The 17,892-nt window shown below is 66.0% G+C and carries 21 protein-coding genes; 9 read left to right on the plus strand and 12 right to left on the minus strand.

All coding sequences use genetic code 11. The features are described 5' to 3' along the window. Window positions 1-38: 38 nt before the first annotated feature. Window positions 39-1,178 (minus strand): radical SAM family heme chaperone HemW, encoded by a 1,140-nt coding sequence (gene hemW, locus FPZ54_RS10995; RefSeq protein ID WP_145847175.1) that lies wholly within the window; start codon window positions 1,176-1,178, stop codon window positions 39-41. On the opposite strand from hemW, the gene FPZ54_RS11000 reads away from it, so the two are divergent. Continuing rightward, window positions 1,158-1,772 (plus strand): CAP domain-containing protein, encoded by a 615-nt coding sequence (locus tag FPZ54_RS11000; RefSeq protein ID WP_239019540.1) that lies wholly within the window; start codon window positions 1,158-1,160, stop codon window positions 1,770-1,772. The genes hemW and FPZ54_RS11000 overlap by 21 nt on opposite strands. Before the next feature lie 137 nt (window positions 1,773-1,909). On the opposite strand, the gene FPZ54_RS11005 is transcribed toward FPZ54_RS11000, so the two are convergent. From FPZ54_RS11005 to rph, 7 genes are all read right to left on the minus strand, one after another. Then, window positions 1,910-2,581 carry a hypothetical protein gene (locus FPZ54_RS11005; protein WP_145847177.1) on the minus strand — a complete coding sequence of 224 codons (672 nt, stop codon included), beginning with the start codon at window positions 2,579-2,581 and terminating at the stop codon, window positions 1,910-1,912. A gap of 51 nt (window positions 2,582-2,632) precedes the next feature. Next, window positions 2,633-3,214, minus strand: a complete 582-nt coding sequence (locus tag FPZ54_RS11010) for a DUF1989 domain-containing protein (RefSeq protein WP_145847179.1) — start codon at window positions 3,212-3,214, stop codon at window positions 2,633-2,635. Then, window positions 3,204-3,899, minus strand: a complete 696-nt coding sequence (gene gntA / locus FPZ54_RS11015; RefSeq protein WP_145847181.1) for a guanitoxin biosynthesis heme-dependent pre-guanitoxin N-hydroxylase GntA — start codon at window positions 3,897-3,899, stop codon at window positions 3,204-3,206. The genes FPZ54_RS11010 and gntA overlap by 11 nt, the downstream gene beginning before the upstream one ends. Window positions 3,900-3,939: 40 nt before the next feature. Continuing rightward, window positions 3,940-4,608 carry an RdgB/HAM1 family non-canonical purine NTP pyrophosphatase gene (rdgB, locus tag FPZ54_RS11020; RefSeq protein WP_145847183.1) on the minus strand — a complete coding sequence of 223 codons (669 nt, stop codon included), beginning with the start codon at window positions 4,606-4,608 and terminating at the stop codon, window positions 3,940-3,942. Continuing rightward, window positions 4,605-4,931 (minus strand): hypothetical protein, encoded by a 327-nt coding sequence (locus FPZ54_RS11025; protein ID WP_186456740.1) that lies wholly within the window; start codon window positions 4,929-4,931, stop codon window positions 4,605-4,607. The genes rdgB and FPZ54_RS11025 overlap by 4 nt, the downstream gene beginning before the upstream one ends. 113 nt (window positions 4,932-5,044) lie before the next feature. Next, entirely contained in the window at window positions 5,045-5,455 is a 411-nt protein-coding gene (locus FPZ54_RS11030) for a hypothetical protein (protein ID WP_145847187.1), read from the minus strand. A 31-nt stretch (window positions 5,456-5,486) separates the two neighbouring features. Then, a complete protein-coding gene (gene rph, locus FPZ54_RS11035) occupies window positions 5,487-6,203 on the minus strand; it encodes a ribonuclease PH (RefSeq protein ID WP_145847189.1) in 717 nt (238 codons plus the stop codon). Between the two features lie 187 nt (window positions 6,204-6,390). On the opposite strand from rph, the gene FPZ54_RS11040 reads away from it, so the two are divergent. The 6 genes from FPZ54_RS11040 (at window position 6,391) to FPZ54_RS11065 (ending at window position 12,625) form a co-directional block, all read left to right on the plus strand. After that, the gene (locus tag FPZ54_RS11040; protein ID WP_145847191.1) at window positions 6,391-6,897 is read left to right on the plus strand and encodes a DUF6438 domain-containing protein; all 507 of its coding nucleotides are present in this window, start codon (window positions 6,391-6,393) and stop codon (window positions 6,895-6,897) included. 53 nt (window positions 6,898-6,950) lie between these two features. Continuing rightward, complete coding sequence (locus FPZ54_RS11045) at window positions 6,951-7,622, plus strand: hypothetical protein (protein ID WP_145847193.1); 672 nt, start codon at window positions 6,951-6,953, stop codon at window positions 7,620-7,622. A 30-nt stretch (window positions 7,623-7,652) separates the two neighbouring features. Beyond that, entirely contained in the window at window positions 7,653-8,696 is a 1,044-nt protein-coding gene (gene hrcA / locus FPZ54_RS11050) for a heat-inducible transcriptional repressor HrcA (RefSeq protein ID WP_145847195.1), read from the plus strand. 24 nt (window positions 8,697-8,720) lie between these two features. After that, on the plus strand, window positions 8,721-9,278 hold the full coding sequence (gene grpE, locus FPZ54_RS11055) for a nucleotide exchange factor GrpE (RefSeq protein ID WP_145847196.1): 558 nt from the start codon (window positions 8,721-8,723) through the stop codon (window positions 9,276-9,278). Between the two features lie 163 nt (window positions 9,279-9,441). Next, window positions 9,442-12,183 (plus strand): [protein-PII] uridylyltransferase, encoded by a 2,742-nt coding sequence (locus FPZ54_RS11060; RefSeq protein ID WP_145847198.1) that lies wholly within the window; start codon window positions 9,442-9,444, stop codon window positions 12,181-12,183. Window positions 12,184-12,250: 67 nt separating this feature from the next. After that, the gene (locus FPZ54_RS11065; RefSeq protein ID WP_145847200.1) at window positions 12,251-12,625 is read left to right on the plus strand and encodes a hypothetical protein; all 375 of its coding nucleotides are present in this window, start codon (window positions 12,251-12,253) and stop codon (window positions 12,623-12,625) included. Between the two features lie 30 nt (window positions 12,626-12,655). On the opposite strand, the gene FPZ54_RS11070 is transcribed toward FPZ54_RS11065, so the two are convergent. Further along, window positions 12,656-13,006 (minus strand): cupin domain-containing protein, encoded by a 351-nt coding sequence (locus FPZ54_RS11070; protein ID WP_145847202.1) that lies wholly within the window; start codon window positions 13,004-13,006, stop codon window positions 12,656-12,658. 130 nt (window positions 13,007-13,136) lie between these two features. Between FPZ54_RS11070 and FPZ54_RS11075 the strand changes: the two genes are divergently transcribed. Both FPZ54_RS11075 and FPZ54_RS11080 read left to right on the plus strand, forming a co-directional pair. Then, window positions 13,137-13,520, plus strand: coding sequence for a VOC family protein (locus tag FPZ54_RS11075; RefSeq protein WP_145849740.1), 384 nt, complete (start codon window positions 13,137-13,139; stop codon window positions 13,518-13,520). Further along, complete coding sequence (locus FPZ54_RS11080) at window positions 13,517-13,720, plus strand: hypothetical protein (protein WP_145847204.1); 204 nt, start codon at window positions 13,517-13,519, stop codon at window positions 13,718-13,720. Before FPZ54_RS11075 ends, FPZ54_RS11080 begins: the two co-directional genes overlap by 4 nt. A gap of 421 nt (window positions 13,721-14,141) precedes the next feature. Here FPZ54_RS11080 and FPZ54_RS11085 read toward each other — a convergent pair whose 3' ends face one another. The 3 genes from FPZ54_RS11085 to thrS form a co-directional block, all read right to left on the minus strand. Next, window positions 14,142-15,008, minus strand: coding sequence for a glycoside hydrolase family 16 protein (locus tag FPZ54_RS11085; protein ID WP_145847206.1), 867 nt, complete (start codon window positions 15,006-15,008; stop codon window positions 14,142-14,144). Further along, window positions 15,005-15,538, minus strand: a complete 534-nt coding sequence (gene infC / locus FPZ54_RS11090) for a translation initiation factor IF-3 (RefSeq protein WP_145847208.1) — start codon at window positions 15,536-15,538, stop codon at window positions 15,005-15,007. Before infC ends, FPZ54_RS11085 begins: the two co-directional genes overlap by 4 nt. Before the next feature lie 244 nt (window positions 15,539-15,782). After that, a complete protein-coding gene (thrS, locus tag FPZ54_RS11095) occupies window positions 15,783-17,816 on the minus strand; it encodes a threonine--tRNA ligase (protein ID WP_145847209.1) in 2,034 nt (677 codons plus the stop codon). Between the last annotated feature and the right edge of the window lie 76 nt (window positions 17,817-17,892).

The following is a 17,892-nucleotide window of genomic DNA, read 5'->3' on the forward strand; positions in this document are numbered from 1 at the left end:
CGTCGCCTTCGGCGCCACCTCCCCGTTCCGGGGAGGAATTAGTCCGCCACCACCTCGCGCAAAATCGCTTCCAGCACCGGCATCCCCGCAGCGCTAACCCGCAACCGATCGCCCTTCAGCGCGATCAGTCCATGCCCGGCCAGCCGCGCCACCGCATCCAGATCGACATACTCAGCGCCGATCCGCGCCAGATCCACCCCCTCGGCCAGCCGCAGTCCCATCACCAGCGCCTCGGTCGCGCGCTCGGCGGGAGTCAGCGCCGTCTCTTCCTGCGCGCCGTGGCCATTGCGCACCACTGCGCCGATCCAGTTTTCGGGCTTCTTGTGCCGCACCGTCGCGCATCCCCCGCGTCGCCCATGCGCGCCCGGCCCGATCCCGGCATAATCGGTGTAGCGCCAATAGCTCATATTATGCCGACTCTCCGCCCCCGGGCGCGCATGGTTGGACACCTCGTACAGCAGAAGCCCCGCCGCACCGGTCAGCGCCTGCGTCACGTCCCACAGGTCCGCCGCCGCGTCGGCATCGGGGATCACCAGATCCCCCTTCGCTGCCAGCGTCGCGAAGCGCGTCCCCGGTTCGATCGTCAGTTGGTAGAGCGACAGATGCTCGGTTCCGAAGCTGAGTGCCCGCGCCAACTCAGCCTCCCAGTCCGCCACGTTCTGCCCCGGCCGCGCATAGATGAGGTCGAAGCTCACCCGTCCTAAATGCCGCTGCGCCGTCGCCAGCGCCCCCAGCCCCTCGGCCACGCCATGCGCCCGCCCCAGAAACGCCAGCGCATCGTCGTCCAGCGCCTGCAACCCCAGCGACACCCGGTTCACGCCCGCAGCCGCCAGATCGGCAAAACGCGCCGCCTCGACCGATGACGGGTTCGCCTCCAGCGTCACTTCGAGGTCGCCCTGCGGCGCCCACGCGGCCACCGCCGCGTCGATCACCGCCGCCACCGTCTCGGGCGGCATCAGCGACGGGGTCCCGCCCCCGAAAAAGATCGACCCCAGCCGCCGCCCCGGCAGCAGCGCCGCCTCATGGGCCAGGTCGGCGAGCAGCGCCTTGCGCCACGCCTCCTGGTCCACCACCTCGCGGACGTGGCTGTTGAAATCGCAATAGGGGCATTTGGAGACGCAGAACGGCCAGTGGACGTACAGCGCCAGCGGGTCGGCATGTTGTTGGGAACCATTCATCTGCGCCGCGCTATGCGCCGGATCGAGGCGTACCGAAAGATGTTGCTGCTCCCCCTCCTCCTCCTTGCCGCCTGTTCGCCCGCGCAACAGGAAACGCCCGAACGCCATGTCGAGCCGCGTCCCTTCGCCGGCCCCGCCCCGCGCGGAGAGGCGCGGCTGCGTGAGGCGATGCTCGCCGCGCACAATGCCGCCCGCGCCGCCGTCGGCCAGGCGCCGCTCGCCTGGGACGCCGGGCTGGCGCGCGACGCCGCCGCCTATGCGCGCGATCTCGCCCGGCGCGGCGCATTCGAACACTCCAAACAGCCGCGCGGACCGGGTGCACAAGGCGAGAATCTGTGGACCGGCACGCGCGGCGCCTATCGCTATGAGGAAATGGCGCAGCATTGGGTCGATGAGCGGCGAAACTATCTTAACCGCCCGATTCCCGACATCAGCCGCACCGGCAAGTTCATCGATGCGGGCCATTATGCCCAGATCGTCTGGTCGACCACTACCCGAGTCGGCTGCGCGCTCGCCAGCAACCGCCGCGATGATGTGCTGGTCTGTCGCTACTCCCCCGCCGGCAATGTGGTGGGGCGGGTTGCGCTGCCGTAGAAGGGCTGGAAACTGGACTCCTCTGCGCTAAATCCGAAGTCCAAGCACCGTTTGCCCTGAGCCTGTCGAAGGGCGGTCCCCGTCCTCATCGGCACAGGAACGGTGCTTCGACATTCAGCACGAACGGAAGAGAGCGTTCAGGGAACTGAACCCCGCCCCATCCGCGCCTTGAGCCGCGCGACCCGCGCGTAGGAGGCGTCCTCGCGCCCGAACAGATCGAATTTGGGTTTCCGGCCGGCTGCCTCATCGGCTTCCAACCGCCGTTCGAGCTTGCGGATGCCCCAACTCCCCTTCTCGCAGCAGATGCACCCGCACGGCGCCTTGCCGTTGGCGCCGGGCATGTAGCGCCAGCCGGTAACCTGCGGCAGCATCTTGAAGCGCAGGATTTCCGAGGGGCGAATCGCACGGGGGATCATCACCTGATAGCCTTCGGGCGAGGATGGCAGCCGTCCCCCGCGCTGCACCGCCTTCGACGCCTTGTCGGCGACGCGCGCCGTCGCCGGGTCGCGCCGCTCCGCCTCCAGCATCAGTGCCACGGCCTGTGCGGCGGTCATATCGCGCCCCGTCCCGCCATAATGGGAAACCGTCACCATCTCATCATCCGGGATGCGGAAATAGACCCCGGCGATCGTCCCGCCATTGCCCCGGCGCAGTTCGCGCAGCCATTGGTGCGCGATGTTGAACTCGCGCGTCACGGGCATCGCATAGACATTGCGGCGCGCCCACCCGTCCTTCTTGACGAGCGCGATACCCCCGCGGCGAATGCCCGGCAGGTTGCGGTGACTGGTCAGGTGAACGAAGGTGGCCATGCGCGTTGGTAACGGGGCCGCGCGACGACCGCCAGCCTGCGTCCGAAAGCGTCAGTCGATCTGATAGTCGATCGGCTTGAACGACCCGTTGTTCGATTGCAGCGCCGAACAGGCGGTGAGGCCGATCACCAGATCCGCCTCCGCCCGGAACACCACCCGGTCGCCCGCCTTGCTCAGCGGTGGATCGACGCGCAATTCGCCTGTCGTTCCATCGACCGGCACGTTCATGAAACAGTTGAACGCCACCGGGATCATGTCCTCGGTCACCCCATAGGGCGCTAGCGCGATCGCGAGATTGCCGAAGCATCCGCGATGCGGGTCGGTATCGCCATAGATGATCCGGAACGTGTCCTTCGAACAGGGCGTCAGCAGGAAGTCATGCCGCCCGACATCGTCGGCGATAATCTCCAGCAGCACGTTGCTGCGGTTCGAATAGAGCTTGTCGCCCGTGGTCAGATAGATGCGACTGGCATAATCGAGCGTGCGCCCCGACGAGATCACCTCATGCACATCGGCGCGCTTGAACGCGAGCAGGTCCGCGACCTGTTCCCCGCTGGGGTCGATCACGGTGAGCGTCTGGCCCTTGTCGAGCGTGAACGCGGTCCCGGTGCGCGGCGCGATCCTATGCCGCATCGGACACGCCCCGACGGCCGCTGAACGGACAGACCCAATCGGAGTCCACCGCACGCCCGCTATATTGCCGCGCCTCCGATACCGTGCCGTGGACTGCCAGCATCGGATTCGCTTCACCCGCAAGCGCGACGTCGCGCTCGATGATCGAATCGCGCAATTTCTCGTAGCGCCCCTGCGCACGCAGCTGCTCGAACTGATCGTGCAGGTTGAACACCAACGCAGGCCGCTCGAACCGTCGCGCCGGACGGCTGGCGCGCGGGTGCAGGCCGACCACGAAGAATCCCTCGCCACCAAAGCTCAGCGAGAAATGCGGATCGTCGGGCGCGATGCTGACCCGCGGATCGGGCGCCTGCCCCAGCCATTCGTCCTTGTCGGTCAGTGACTGGAGTCGCGCCCACAGATTCGCCTCGAACCCGGCCTCGTCCAGCCCGGCATCCTCCTCGAACAGGACGACGAATGATTGAAACAATGTCGGCTCCGCGCGATAGGATTGCGCAAGGTCGAGCAGCCCGGGCAGGATCCGCAGATCGTCCCAGGCCGAACGGATGTCGCGCCCGACCACGAACCGCATCTGCTGTTTCGCCAGCGCCGATTTGGCGCCGACACAGGGAAATTCGGGATCGCGGACGAACGACTGGAAACGCTGGGCGAGCGGGTGTTCCGCTTCATTGATCGGTTTTATCATGGCGCACGCACAACGCGCGCATCGCCAAAGGGTTCAGCGCCTAAAAAACCGCCGCTACCAGTTGCGCAAACGCGTCGGCCCGGTGGCTCATCGCATGTTTCGCTTCCGGAGCCATTTCGCCAAAGCTGCGGCCATGGCCTTCGGGCACGAACATCGGGTCATAGCCAAAGCCCTTGTCCCCGCGCGGTGGCCAGATCAGCGTGCCGTCGACCCGACCCTCGAACCATTCGACATGGCCGTCGGGCCAGGCAAGCGCCAGCGCGCAGACAAAATGCGCCGCGCGCGACGTGCCTTCGGGCAGTGCGTCGAGCTTCGCGTTGACGCGACGCATGGCCCGGTCGAAATCGCGACCCTCGCCTGCTTCCGGCTCGATCCCCTCAATCCCCGGATCGGGCAAGCCCCAGCGCGCCGAGAAGATGCCCGGCGCATTGCCCAGCGCCTCGACGCACAGCCCGCTGTCATCGGCCAGCGCGGGCAGCCCGGACAGATCGGCCGCCTGCATCGCCTTCAGCTCGGCATTGGCGACGAAGGTCGTCCCCGTCTCCTCGGGCTCGGGCAGATCGAGCGACGCCGCGCTCACCGGCTCGATGCCATAGGGCGCGAGCAGCGCTCGGATCTCGCGCACCTTGCCCTCATTATGGCTGGCGATCACCAGCCTGCCGGGCGCGAGCTTGCGGATCGCCTGCGGTTCTTTGGACTCTTCGTTCAGCGTAGCCTCCGACTCAGATCGCGCAATTGGCGCAGGATAGCATCGACGATCTTCGTCCGCCGACGTTGTTCATAGGCTTGTGCACAGGCGAGGACAGCTGCCGCTGCAGGCAGCGCCGCCAGAACGACCGCTGCAGCGGGAAAGAAAATCGCACCCGCAAAGCCAAACAGCGCAACGCCCAGATTGATCAGGCCCACCCCGGCATCAGCCTCTTGCTGGGCCTGAAGCTCCTGGCAATAAAAAACCAGATCCTCCGCAATCCTGCGCGCTTCATGCGGGCGCAATTCCCCCACATCAGGCACGATCGACAGATGGTCGAGCACATCCTTTTGATACCGCATCAGCGCGCTACGCTCGCGCTCGGGGTAGGAGGGAAATTCAGCGAGCCACTGGCGCCACGCAACCGAGCGCACTCGGGCGGGAAGCGGCGACGATGTCACGAATCCCGATGGTCGTCGGCAAAATCGGTCTGCAGGCGGAATTGCAGCAGACCGATTTCCGTCCGCACAAATTGCTCGCGCGCGCGCCACCATTGGACGCCCGTCAGCAAGGTAGCGGCGCCGCCCAGCACGACCGACGACGCCCATATCATGTCGAAGCTCCAGCCATTCCATGCGAGCGGCACTTGAAAAAGCTGAAGAATCTGGATGCTGAACGCCGCAATCAAAATGCCGAACGCCAGCGCCGCGAGACGGACAAAATATCGCACATAGGTCTCGCGACGCACCATCGCGCGAAGCTGCTCGGCAAGAACTTCCTTCTGAAGCTCCGCAAGCGATGCCGAATCCAGCCGACTGGCCAGATCGAGCCTGCTTCCCAGCAGCAAGGATGGTCTGACGAAATTCACCCCATACCCATAGGCGATCGCAGCATCGTCATCAACGCCCGGCCGCCTTGAGCTGCGCCGCGAAGATGTCGTTGCACCCGATCCGCGCGAGGCGCAGCAGTCGCAGCAGCCCCTCCTCGTCGTAACAGGCGCCTTCCGCGGTCGCCTGCGCCTCGGCGATCTTGCCGTCCGCCAGCAGCACGAAGTTCGCGTCGGCATCGGCCGCGCTGTCCTCGTCATAATCCAGGTCGAGCACCGGAGTGCCCTGGTAGATCCCGCACGACACCGCCGCGACCTGCTGGACGATCGGGTCGGCGGTCAGCTTGCCCTCGGCGATCAGCTTGTCGACCGCGAGGCGCAGCGCAACCCAGGCGCCGCTGATCGCCGCCGTCCGCGTGCCGCCATCGGCCTGGATCACGTCGCAATCGAGCGTGATCTGCCGCTCGCCGAGCAGCTTGAGGTCGGTGACCGCCCGCAAGCTGCGCCCGATCAGCCGCTGGATCTCCTGCGTGCGGCCCGATTGCTTGCCTTTCGCCGCCTCGCGATTACCGCGGGTGTGCGTGGCGCGCGGCAGCATCCCATATTCGGCGGTCACCCAGCCCTCGCCCTTGCCGCGCAGCCAGGGCGGGAGCCGTTCCTCGACACTCGCGGTCACCAGCACCTTGGTATTGCCGAAGCTCACCATCACCGATCCTTCGGCATGGATGGTGAAGTTCGGCTCGATGCTGATCGCACGCATCTGATCGGGGGCGCGGCCGCTGGGGCGCATAGAATATTCTCCTGGTGGTCGAAGTACGGCACCGGCCCGCTCCCCCACCCGGCCACCCAACGCAAGTTAATCTATGGGTGGCCGGGTGGGGGAGCGGGCCGGTGCCGCTTCAGCAAAGCTGCAAACGCTCCTAGACGCGATGGAACGAACGCGCCAGTGTCGCGCTTCGATCCGTCGGAGAAACGACATGAAGCGGCTTGGTCTGATCGTGGTGCTGGGGCTGGCAATGGCGGGTTGCGCGCGCACGCCCGGGCCGGAGGCACCCCCTGCCGCACCCTTCGCGACGCAGATCAGCTACAGCACCGGGCCCTGCTTCGGCGCCTGCCCGGTCTACGCCTTCACGGTCCAGGCCAATGGCGATGGCAGTTTCGAGGGCAAGCGTTTCACCCAGACCGGCGGTACCAAGAGGTTCAAGCTCAGCCGCGCAGACTATGACGCCTTCGCCGCCGCGCTCGCTCCCTATCGCCCCGCGCCCGGCACCAGCCGCCGCTATTCGCAGGGCGAAAAGGGCTGCGAACGCGCTGCCACCGATCTCCCCAGCGCCGAAGTCACCTGGGTCGGACCGGACGGAAAGAGCCAGCTCTATTATTATTTCGGCTGCGACATGGAAGCGAACCGGGCCATGGCCGACGCGATCGGCAACGCCCCCGACCTGATCCCCGCGCTCGCCCCGCTGATCGGCGAGCGGCCTTGAGAGAGGCTGGTAGTTCCGCCACCTTCAAAAGCCTTGAATTTGCGAGAGCCCCGATGCAGCGAAAGGGTTGGATAGCCGTAGCGGTCATTCTGCTAACCGGCATCGGCGCCGCAGCAGGCACGCAGGTGGAGAAAAGTTGCTATATCTCTGCCGACGGCGTCGCCAGCTGGAGCCACCGCTTAGGCCGCCTCATTCGGTTCGACTTTGACGAATGCGACCCGTTCACCGGCAGCGCCAGCCAACGGAAAATCGGGACGTTGGAAATTGTCGCATCGTTCGAGGGGAGGGGATTAGGTCCAGACTCGCTCACCCTGACCATCAAACCCGACGGCTCTGCGATTTTGCGCCGTGGTCTGGACGATGCGCTTTTAAAATCCATGGTGCTGTCGCGCAGCGACTACGCCTGGTTTTACGATCGACTCGCTCCCCTCCGCGATTATGTGGATACAAACGTCGTCGATCGCCCGATGAGCCAGATTTTCCGGGACCCGACCCGTAAGCGAATTTGGTGTGACACGAGCAGTTCACTCCATCCCAACGGCGTCATCATCATTTGGGGCGCCCCCAGGCAGCCTTCCCGCGAAACGCCCCACTCCATTGTCTCGTCCTTTGACCTGGGCTGCCAAGGTCCCGCCGGTGACGCCTTGCGAAGCCGACTGGAACCCGTTGTCGACCGGCTGTTTCAGCTTGAAAATGCAGTCGACCGGCAATCGACGGACACTTGAGAGCCTGCGCCGACACGCTACATCAATGACGTGACCACCCCACCCATCCATGAACTGACCGACCGCGCCCGCGACATCTTCCGCGTCGTGGTGGAGTCGTATCTCGACGCCGGCCAGCCGGTCGGGTCGCGCACCATCTCACGCGCGCCCGGCCTCAACCTCTCCCCCGCCTCGATCCGCAACGTCATGCAGGACCTTGAGGAATTCGGCCTGCTCGCCGCGCCGCATACCAGCGCCGGGCGGATTCCCACCGAACAGGGGCTGCGCCTGTTCGTCGACGGGATGATGCAGGCCAGCGAGCCCTCCGCCGAGGAGCGCGCCGCAATCGAATCGCGCATCGGCACCCGCGGCCCGGTCGAGGAGGCGCTTGCCAGCACCACCGCCGCGCTGTCGGGCCTCTCGGCCTGTGCCGGGCTCGTCCTCGTTCCCAAGGCGGAGCGGGTGGTCCGCCAGTTCGGCTTCGTGCCGCTGGGCGGCGATCGCGCGCTCGCGGTGCTGGTGGGCGAGGATGGGTCGGTCGAGAATCGCGTCGTCGATCTGCCCCCCGGCCTCGCCCCGGGCGCGCTCGAACAGGCGGCAAATTATCTCACTGCCACGCTGGGCGGCCTGACCTTGGCGCAGGCCCGCGCGCGGATCGAGAGCCAGATCGCCAGTGAACGCGCCGCGCTCGACGATGCTGCGCGCGCGCTGGTCGATCGCGGGCTTGCGGTCTGGTCGCAGGATGGCGACGACCGCCCCGTCCTGATCGTGCGCGGCCAGGGGCGATTGCTCGAATCCGCGCTCGCCGACGATCTCGATCGCGTCACCCGCCTGCTCGACGAGCTTGAGGGCAAGGAAGAGATCGCGCGCCTGCTCGACAGCGCGCGGGAGGGGGAGGCGACGCGCATCTTCATCGGCAGCGAGAACAAGCTCTTTGCGTTGTCCGGCTCGTCGGTGATCGCCAAGCCGGTACGCGCGATGGACGGCCGCGTCGTCGGCGTGGTGGGGGTTATCGGACCGACTCGGTTGAACTATGCCCGCGTCGTGCCCATGGTGGATTTTACGGCTTCAACCCTGGCCAGATTGCTGGCCTGACTCATAAGAAAACACGCAGGAACCATGACCGAACAGGACAAGACCGACACCGCCGACGCGACCGAAGACCTGCGCGCGGAAACCGCCCAGGGCGCGCCCGAGGTCGCCGAACATGATCGCGTCGCCGAACTGGAGGCCGAGCTCGCCGAGTCCAGATCGGCAACCCTCTACGCCCGCGCCGAGGCCCAAAACCTGCTCCGCCGCGCGCAGAAGGAGGCCGAGGACGCCCGCAACTATGCCGCCACCGGCTTTGCCCGCGACATCCTCTCGGTCGCCGACAACCTCGCCCGCGCGCTCGCCGCGATCCCCGAGGAACTGCGCGGCGACGAGAAGATGAAGGGCCTCATCACCGGCCTCGAGGCCACCGGCCGCGAGCTCGACAGCGTCTTCGCCCGTCACGGTATCTCGAAGATCAGCGCGCTCGGCGAAACGCTCGACCCCAATCGCCATCAGGCGATGATGGAAATGCCGAGCGAAGAGGCCGAGCCCGGCACGATCGTCCAGGAAATCCAGTCCGGCTACATGATCCGCGACCGCCTGCTCCGCCCGGCGCTCGTCGGCGTGGCGAAAAAGCCGGACTAAATCTCTCGCCCCTCCCCTTCAGGGGAGGGGATGGGGGTGGGGCGTCAAAGTCTCACCGAGACCGGCGCACCCAGAGGAAAGGCCCCACCCCAACCCCTCCCCTGAAGGGGAGGGGCTATCGTCCTGCCTAGCGCCCGCCCCACATCTCCCCTATCTCCCCCTCATGTCCGGCCGCTTTGATTCCATCCCCCACCGCCGCGCGATCGTCGACCGGCGGGCGCTGGCGGACGATCTCGCCGCGCTCGACGCGCCCGATGCGATGCGGCTGCGTCAGGCCGCTGCGCTGCGGCTCAAACAGGCGCTGGAGGATGGCCGCGCGGAAATCGCCCGCCGCCTGATCGACCATCCCGCCAAGGGGCATGAAAGCGCGGCCAGCGGCGCGTTCCTGATGGATCAGCTGCTGCGCACCCTGTGGGACTTCACCCTCACCCGGCTCTACCCCAACAGCAACCCGACCGCGTCCGAACGCATGACGCTGATCGCGGTCGGCGGCTATGGCCGCGGCGAAATGGCGCCGCACAGCGATGTCGATATCGGCTTCATCACCCCTTGGAAACAGACCGGGTGGAGCGAGCAGGTCATCGAATCGATGCTCTATTCGCTGTGGGACATGGGGCTAAAGGTCGGCCACAGTTCGCGCTCGCTGGACGAAATGGTGCGCGAGGCAAAGAACGATATCACCGTCCGCACCGCCCTGCTCGAGGCCCGCTATATCTGGGGCGACACCGCGCTCTATGACGAGGCCGCCGCGCGCTTCAAGGCGGAGATCCAGAATGGCAGCGCGCGCGACTTCATCGCGCAAAAGCTCGCCGAGCGCGACGAGCGCCATCGCAAGATGGGCGACAGCCGTTACGTCGTCGAACCCAACGTCAAGGAGGGCAAGGGCGGCCTGCGCGATCTCCACACTTTGTTCTGGATCGGCAAATATGCCCATGGCGTGCGTGAACCCGCCGATCTGGTCGAGGTCGGGCTGCTCACCAAACTCGAATATCGCCAGTTCCGCCGCGCCGAGAATTTCCTGTGGGCGGTGCGCTGCCACCTTCACAACCTTGCGGCACGCGGCGAGGACCGGCTGACCTTCGACTATCAGCGCGAGATCGCGGAGCGGATGCGCTACGCCGACCGGCCGGGCAAGTCGAAGGTCGAGCGCTTCATGCACTTCTACTTCCTTCAGGCGAAGATGGTCGGCGACCTGACCGGCGTCTTCCTCGCGCATCTGGACGAGAAGTTCGCCGCGCGCGGCAGCCGCTTCGGCCTCCCCCGCATCCGCCGCAGCCCCCGCAAGCTCAAGGGCTTCGTCCTCGATCGCGGTCGCCTCGCCCTCCCGAACGATGATTTCTTCCGCGAGGATCCCGTCCGACTGGTCGAACTGTTTCAGCTCGCCGACCTGCACAAGCTGGAGGTCCATCCGCTCGCGATGCGCGCCGCCAATCGCGATGCCAAGCTGATCGCCGACTGGCGCGACGACCGCCGTGCCAACGCGCTGTTCATGGACGTGCTGACCAGTCCCCGCGATCCCGAAACGGTGCTGCGCTGGATGAACGAGGCCGGGGTGTTCGGCCAGTTCGTGCCCGATTTCGGCCGCGTCGTGGCACAGATGCAGTTCGACATGTACCATCACTTCACGGTCGACGAACACACGATCCGCGCGGTCGGATTGCTCAGCCGGATCGAGCGCGGCGAACTCAAGGAGGATCACCCGCTCGCCACCGGCATCTTCGACCAGGTCGCCTCGCGCCGCACGCTCTATGTCGCGGTGCTGCTGCACGACATCGCAAAGGGGCGCGGCGGCGATCACAGCATCATCGGCGCGGAAATTGCGCTCAAGCTGGGCCCGCGCTTTGGCCTTACCCCAGCCGAAACCGAGACCGTGTCCTGGCTGGTCCGCTATCATCTGCTGATGTCGGCCACCGCGTTCAAGCGCGACCTCAGCGATTTCAAGACGATCCTCGACTTCACCGCGGTCGTGCAATCGCCCCAGCGGCTGATGATGCTCCTCGTCCTGACCGTCGTCGATATCCGCGCGGTCGGCCCCGGCGTATGGAACGGGTGGAAACGGCAATTGCTCACCAACCTGTTCGACAGCGCCGAGGAAGTGCTGCGCCTCGGCCACAAGCAAAAGGGCCGCAGCGAACGGATCGCCGCGAAACAGGCCGCGCTTTCGCGCAACCTCAACGGCGATACCGAGGATTTCGTCCGCCGCCTTCCCGATCCCTATTGGGTGGCGGAGCCGGAAGATGTGATCGAGCGCAATGCGCGCTTCGTCGAACGCGTCGGCCCCGCGCAGCTCTCGGTCGAGGCGACCGTCTATCCCGACCGCGGCGCGACGCTGGTCACCGTCTATGCCGCCGACCATGCCGGCCTGTTCTACCGTATCGCCGGGGCGATCCATGCGGCCGGCGGCAACATCATCGACGCGCGCATTCACACCACGCGCGACGGTATGGCGCTCGACAATTTCCTCGTTCAGGACCCGCTCGGTCGCCCGTTCGACGATCCCGGCCAGCTCGCCCGCATCGAAAGCGCCATCGCCGACGCGCTCGCCAACCGCGCCAAGCTCACCGAAAAGCTGGCCGCCAAGCCGCTTCCCCGGCTGCGCGCCGACGCGTTCGACATCGAACCCAATGTGTTGATCGACAACAAGGCGTCGAACCGCTTCACGGTGATCGAAGTGAATGCGCGCGACCGCCCCGCCCTGCTCCACCACCTCGCCTATGCGCTGTTCCAGTCCAAGGTGACGATCCACAGTGCCCATGTCGCCACCTATGGCGAGCGCGCGGTCGACACTTTCTACGTTACCGACCTGACCGGCGACAAGATCACCGCCGTGCTGCGGCTGAAGTCGCTCGAACGCCGGCTGCTCGACGCCGCGACCGGCCTCGGCGAGTTCGCCAGCGCGGCGTGAACTGGCAGGTTGCGGGGGCTCCCATAGTGCGTTAGTGTGGCAATACACCAGTTCCGGAATTCGTCCCATGCACAGCCCGACCCTCGACACCATTTCCGAACCCGGCACCCGATCCGTCTGGCGAACCGGCCTGAGCAACCGCTGGGTCCGCTGGGGGGGCGCACTGGCGGTCCTGTGGTTCGGCGTCTTCATGACGCTCAGCATCTGGGCGGAGCCGGGTTCGCCGGTGGTGTTCCATGGCGAGCGGCTGATGGCGAGCGGGCGGCTTCAGGCGGTTCTCGACGGCCGGTCTGAGGGGCATAGCGAATATGGCCCCACCGTGGGCGAGCGCTTTACCGACAAGACCGGGCGCGACTGCCGTCCCTTCACTCAGGGCGCGGTCGACGGCACCGCCTGCCGGGTCGAGGGCGAATGGCGCGTGATCGAGTTGCGCCAGCGCTGATCGAACGGGATCGCGCGTCGGCGGCGTCCCTCAGCCCTGCGCCTCCTGCCAATGGGGATAGGTGACATAGGCGGTGACCGCCCCCTGCGCGTTCGCACGAATCGTGACCTTTTCCCCTTTGGGCATATGGACGATCGCGCCGGGCCCCGCCCGATGCGTTTCGCCATCGCTGGTCACGGAGAGTTCGCCTTCCAGCACGATCATGATGTCGTCCACCGCCATCGTCTCGGTCAGTTCCGATCCGGCTGCCCAACGGCCATAGCCGATGGTGATCGGGGCGCCATCGCGCTGATCGACCAGATTGGCGGTGTAAACCTCATCCTCCTGCCCGGGTGAGCGTGCGAACGACGCGTCGGCGACGGTAAACCTGCGAACCTTCATCCTTCACTCCCGAATTTGACCTGGTTCCTACGCGGTTCGACGCACGACCGGCGCCAAGGTTCAATCGCCCCCTCTTGGCGCGGCGAAGCGACCGGCCTAGGCTTTGCCGTGACCATCGGAGACTATGAACATGGGCGTACTCGGCATGGGCGGGCTGTTCTTCCGGGCGCAGGACCCGGACGCCCTCAACGCATGGTATCGCGAGCATCTCGGCATCGGCGCAGGCTGCGTCGCGGAAGATAGCGGCGGTGAGCCGAACGAGTGGGTGTGGCAGACGCTCGGCGGCCCGATGGTGTTCGCCCCGTTCAAGGCGACGACCGACTATTTCGCCGCCGACAAGCAGTTCATGATCAACCTGCGCGTCCGCGATCTCGAAGGGATGCTCGAACAGCTTAACGCCGCTGGAATCGCGGTGCTGACCAAGCCCGAATGGGACTCCCCCGAAGTCGGCAAATTCGCCCGCATCCACGACCCCGAGGGCAACGCCATCGAACTGTGGGAGCCCGCCGCATGACCGCCGTCTGGATCGCATTGGGCGCGGTGGCGATCGCGCTGGTCTCCGTCGCCATCTCGCTCAACGCGGCGAAAACGGCGAAGCGCAAGAAGGATAGCGGCGGCGACGCCGGCACGACCTATCCCGGCGACACCGACCGCCACCGCACCGACAACGACTGGAGCGGCGACAGTGGCGGAGATGGCGGCGGCGGGGACTGAGCAATTCCTCCCCGGAACGGGGAGGTGGCAGCGCGCAGCGCTGACGGAGGGGTCCCCCGCGAATCGACTCGCTTGCCTCAGGCCCCCTCCACCACCGCCTGCGACGGCGGTCACCCTTCCGGGGAGGATTTGCAGCCACCGTCAACGCAGCCTTGAGCGGGCCAAGGCTTCTTTTTTCAAATGCTGCGAGAACAGCCCAGTCCCGGGTCAAGCCCGGAAGGACGCGGGAGATTTCAGCCCGCCCCTCGACACCCCGTCATGCTGAACTTGTTTCAGAATCCACCGCGCCACAAGCGACTTCGTCGTAACTGGTACAATGGACCCCGAACCAAGTTCAGGGTGACGAAATTCTACATTAAGCGGGCGGATGGGAAGCGGCTCGCTCCGATCGTAGTGCTCGCGCGAAAATACGCCGCCCCCCTCAATCCCGCTGCCAGACCCGCACCCAATCCACCTCCATCGACGCAGGAAACGCCTTGGGGTCGATGCCCTTCTGCCCGCCCCAGCCGCCGACCGCGACGTTCAGGATCAGATATTCCGGCGTGCCGAACGGCCAGGTCTGCGGATCACCCTTCTTGTCGTTCTCGAATCGCATATAGGCCCGCCCGTCCATCCCCACGAGGATGCGGTCTTCGGTCCAGTCGAGCTGATAGGTGTGGAACGTCTCGCACACATCGGGCCGCACGACATGCGCACCCTTCTGCGTCTTGGCGACATGGTTGTACGCGCCGGTATGCACCGTGCCATGGACACGGCCATTGTCCCAGCCGACATGCTCCATGATGTCGATCTCGCCCATTGCGGGCCAGCCCTTGCTGTCGTCCGACGCCAGCATCCAGATCGCGGGCCAGATGCCGCGCCCACAGGGCAGCTTGGCGCGGATCTCGAAGAAGCCGTAGCGCCAGTCGGCGATCCCCTTGGTGAAGATCTTGCCCGACGCATAGTCCTGCCCGCCATGATCGGGCTTGTCCGCCAGCCGCTCGGCAGTGGCGGTGAGGATCAGCCGCCCGCCTTCGACCCGCACATTTTCGGGCCGCGCGGCGGCGTAATATTGCTTCTCCTCATTATGCCACCCCTGCTTGTTGAGCGCGGTGTCATAGGCCCAGCGCTTGGGGTCGGGCAGGCCGTCCTGGTCGAACTCGTCCGACCAGACCAGCTTCGCGTCGGACGGCCGCACCAGCGGTTCGTCCGTCCCGGCGGTGATCGGGGGGCTGTGCACCGTCTGCGCGGAACCGGGGGCAGCCCCCAGCACCAGCAGCGCGAGCGACAGACAGGCCGCCGCCCTCATTTGGGCGACAGCACCATCAGCATCTGGCGGCCTTCCATGCGCGGATAGCTCTCGACCTTCGCGTCCTCGGCACAATCCTCCTGGACGCGCTTGAGCAGGTTCATGCCGAGCTGCCCGTGGCTCAGCTCGCGACCGCGAAAGCGCAGCGTGATCTTCACCTTGTCGCCCTCGCCGATGAACTTGTGGACCGCCTTCATCTTGGTCTCATAGTCATGGTCGTCGATGTTCGGACGCATCTTGATCTCCTTGATCTCCTGCGTCTTCTGGGTCTTGCGGGCGAGGTTCGCCTTTTTCTGCGCCTCGTACTTGTACTTGCCGACGTCCAGGAACTTGGCGACGGGCGGGTCCGCGTTCGGGGACACCTCGACCAGGTCGAGACCCAGCGCCTGCGCCTGCTCCATCGCTTCGCGCGTGAACATCACGCCGAGATTCTCGCCTTCATGGTCGATCACGCGGACCTTGGGCGACTGGATGAATTCATTGTGGCGCGGGCCGGTCGGCACCGGGGGCGCGAAACCGCGCCGGGACATGGGGGGACGTATAGGAACAGCTCCTGTTATAATTTCGACGACTTACGATAACGCAGGAACGCGCGAACCGGTAGCCCCGCCGCACGATCCTGACGAAAAAGCCACACGCTGTGGCGCGCGGGTTACGCCTTTATATCGGGAGCGCGCATCGCCTGTTCAATCCTGTTCCCTGCGAAAGCAGGTGTCCCGGGTGGCAAAGGCTACGCGGCATGATCCTGGACTCCTGCTTTCGCAGGAGAACAGATCACGCATCACCCGCCATATCGCCTCCCAGCACAGCGACCGAACGATCGGGGGCCAGCGATTCCTGCAAAAGCCAAGCCAGCGCCTCGTCCAGCGACATCACCTTCTGCCCCTCGCTGCCGAGCGTCCGGACGGCGACCGTACCCTCCTCCGCCTCGCGCTTGCCGACGACCAGCAGATGCGGAACCTTGGCAAGGCTGTGCTCGCGCACCTTATAGTTGATCTTCTCGTTGCGCAGATCGCTCTCGACCCGGATTCCCGCGGCCTTGAGCTTCGCGACGGCATCCTTCGCATAGTCGTCGGCATCCGACACGATCGTCGCGACTACCGCCTGCACCGGCGCCAGCCAGGTCGGCAAGCGCCCCGCGAAATGCTCGATCAATATGCCGATGAACCGCTCGTACGACCCAAAGATCGCTCGGTGCAGCATCACCGGCCGGTGCCGCTCGCCATCCTCGCCGACATAGCTCGCGTCGAGCCGCTCGGGCAGTACGCGGTCCGACTGGATCGTGCCGACCTGCCACGTCCGCCCGATCGCATCGGTCAGGTGCCATTCCAGCTTCGGCGCATAGAACGCCCCCTCGCCCGGCAGCTCTTCCCAGCCATATTCCTCGGTCGCCAGCCCCGCGCGCACCACCGCGTCGCGCAGCTCCGCCTCGGCCTTGTCCCACATCTCCTCGGTTCCGAACCGCTTGTCGGGGCGCAGCGCGAGCTTGATCGAATAGCTGAAGCCGAAATCCTTGTAGATCCGGTCCGCCAGCGCGCAAAACGCCTGCACCTCGGCAACGATCTGGTCCTCGCGGCAGAAGATATGCGCGTCGTCCTGCGTGAACTGACGCACCCGCATCAGCCCGTGCAGCGCGCCATGCGGCTCATTCCGGTGACAGCAGCCATTCTCGTACAGCCGCAGCGGCAGCTCGCGATAGCTCTTCAGGCCCTGGCGAAAGATCAGCACATGCGCCGGGCAGTTCATCGGCTTCAGCGCCATCCAGTCGGCATCGTCGCTGACGATCGGGCCCTCGTCCTCGGTGTTGGGCACCTCGTCGGGGATCACGAACATATTCTCGCGATACTTGCCCCAATGGCCCGACTGCTCCCACTGGCGCGCGTCCATCACCTGCGGCGTCTTGACCTCGCGATAGCCCGCCGCATCGATCGCACGGCGCATATAGGCCTCCAGCTCGCGCCAGATCATATAGCCCTTGGGGTGCCAGAACACGCTCCCATGCGCCTCGGCCTGCAGGTGGAACAGGTCCATCTCCGCGCCCAGCTTGCGATGGTCGCGCTTGGCCGCTTCCTCCAGCCGGTGGAGATGCGCGTCGAGCTGCTTCTTGTTGAGCCAGCCGGTGCCATAGATGCGCGTCAGCTGCGCATTCTTCTGGTCCCCGCGCCAATAGGCCCCCGCGACCCGCATCAGCTTGAACGCCTGCGGATCGAGCTTGCCGGTCGAGGCGAGATGCGGCCCCCGGCACATGTCGAGCCAATCGTCGCCCGACCAGTACACCGTCAGCTCCTCGCCCTCGGGCAGCTCCTTCGCCCATTCGGCCTTGAACGTCTCGCCCTCGGCCGACCATTTGTCGATCAGCGCCTGCCGGCTCCACACTTCGCGGCGCAGCGGCTTGTCGGCGCGGATGATCTCGCGCATCTTCTCCTCGATCGCAGGCAGATCCTCCATCGAGAAGGGCGCACGCGACGCCGGGGCCATCACGTCGTAATAAAATCCGTCATCGGTCGCAGGACCAAAGGTGATCTGCGTGCCCGGCCACAAGGCCTGCACCGCCTCGGCCAGGATATGCGCGAAATCGTGCCGCGCCAGCTCCAGCGCATCCGCCTCGTCGCGCGCCGTCACCAGCGCAAGGCTCGCATCGCCCTCGAACGGCCGGCCGATATCGCGCAATTCACCATCGACCCGTGCGGCGATCGCCGCCTTGGCCAGCCCCGGCCCGATCGCCGCGGCGATATCCGCGGGGGTAGTCCCCGGCGCAACCTCGCGGACGGAACCGTCGGGCAGCGTAATGCGGAACATCTCGGACACGGGATCGGACTTTCTGTTGGAGGGGTCGTTCAAGTCGCGCGGCTTATGCCCGCGCGGTGGGGAACTAGGCAAGGCT

It is taken from the genome of Sphingomonas suaedae (assembly GCF_007833215.1).
Classification (GTDB): domain Bacteria; phylum Pseudomonadota; class Alphaproteobacteria; order Sphingomonadales; family Sphingomonadaceae; genus Sphingomonas; species Sphingomonas suaedae.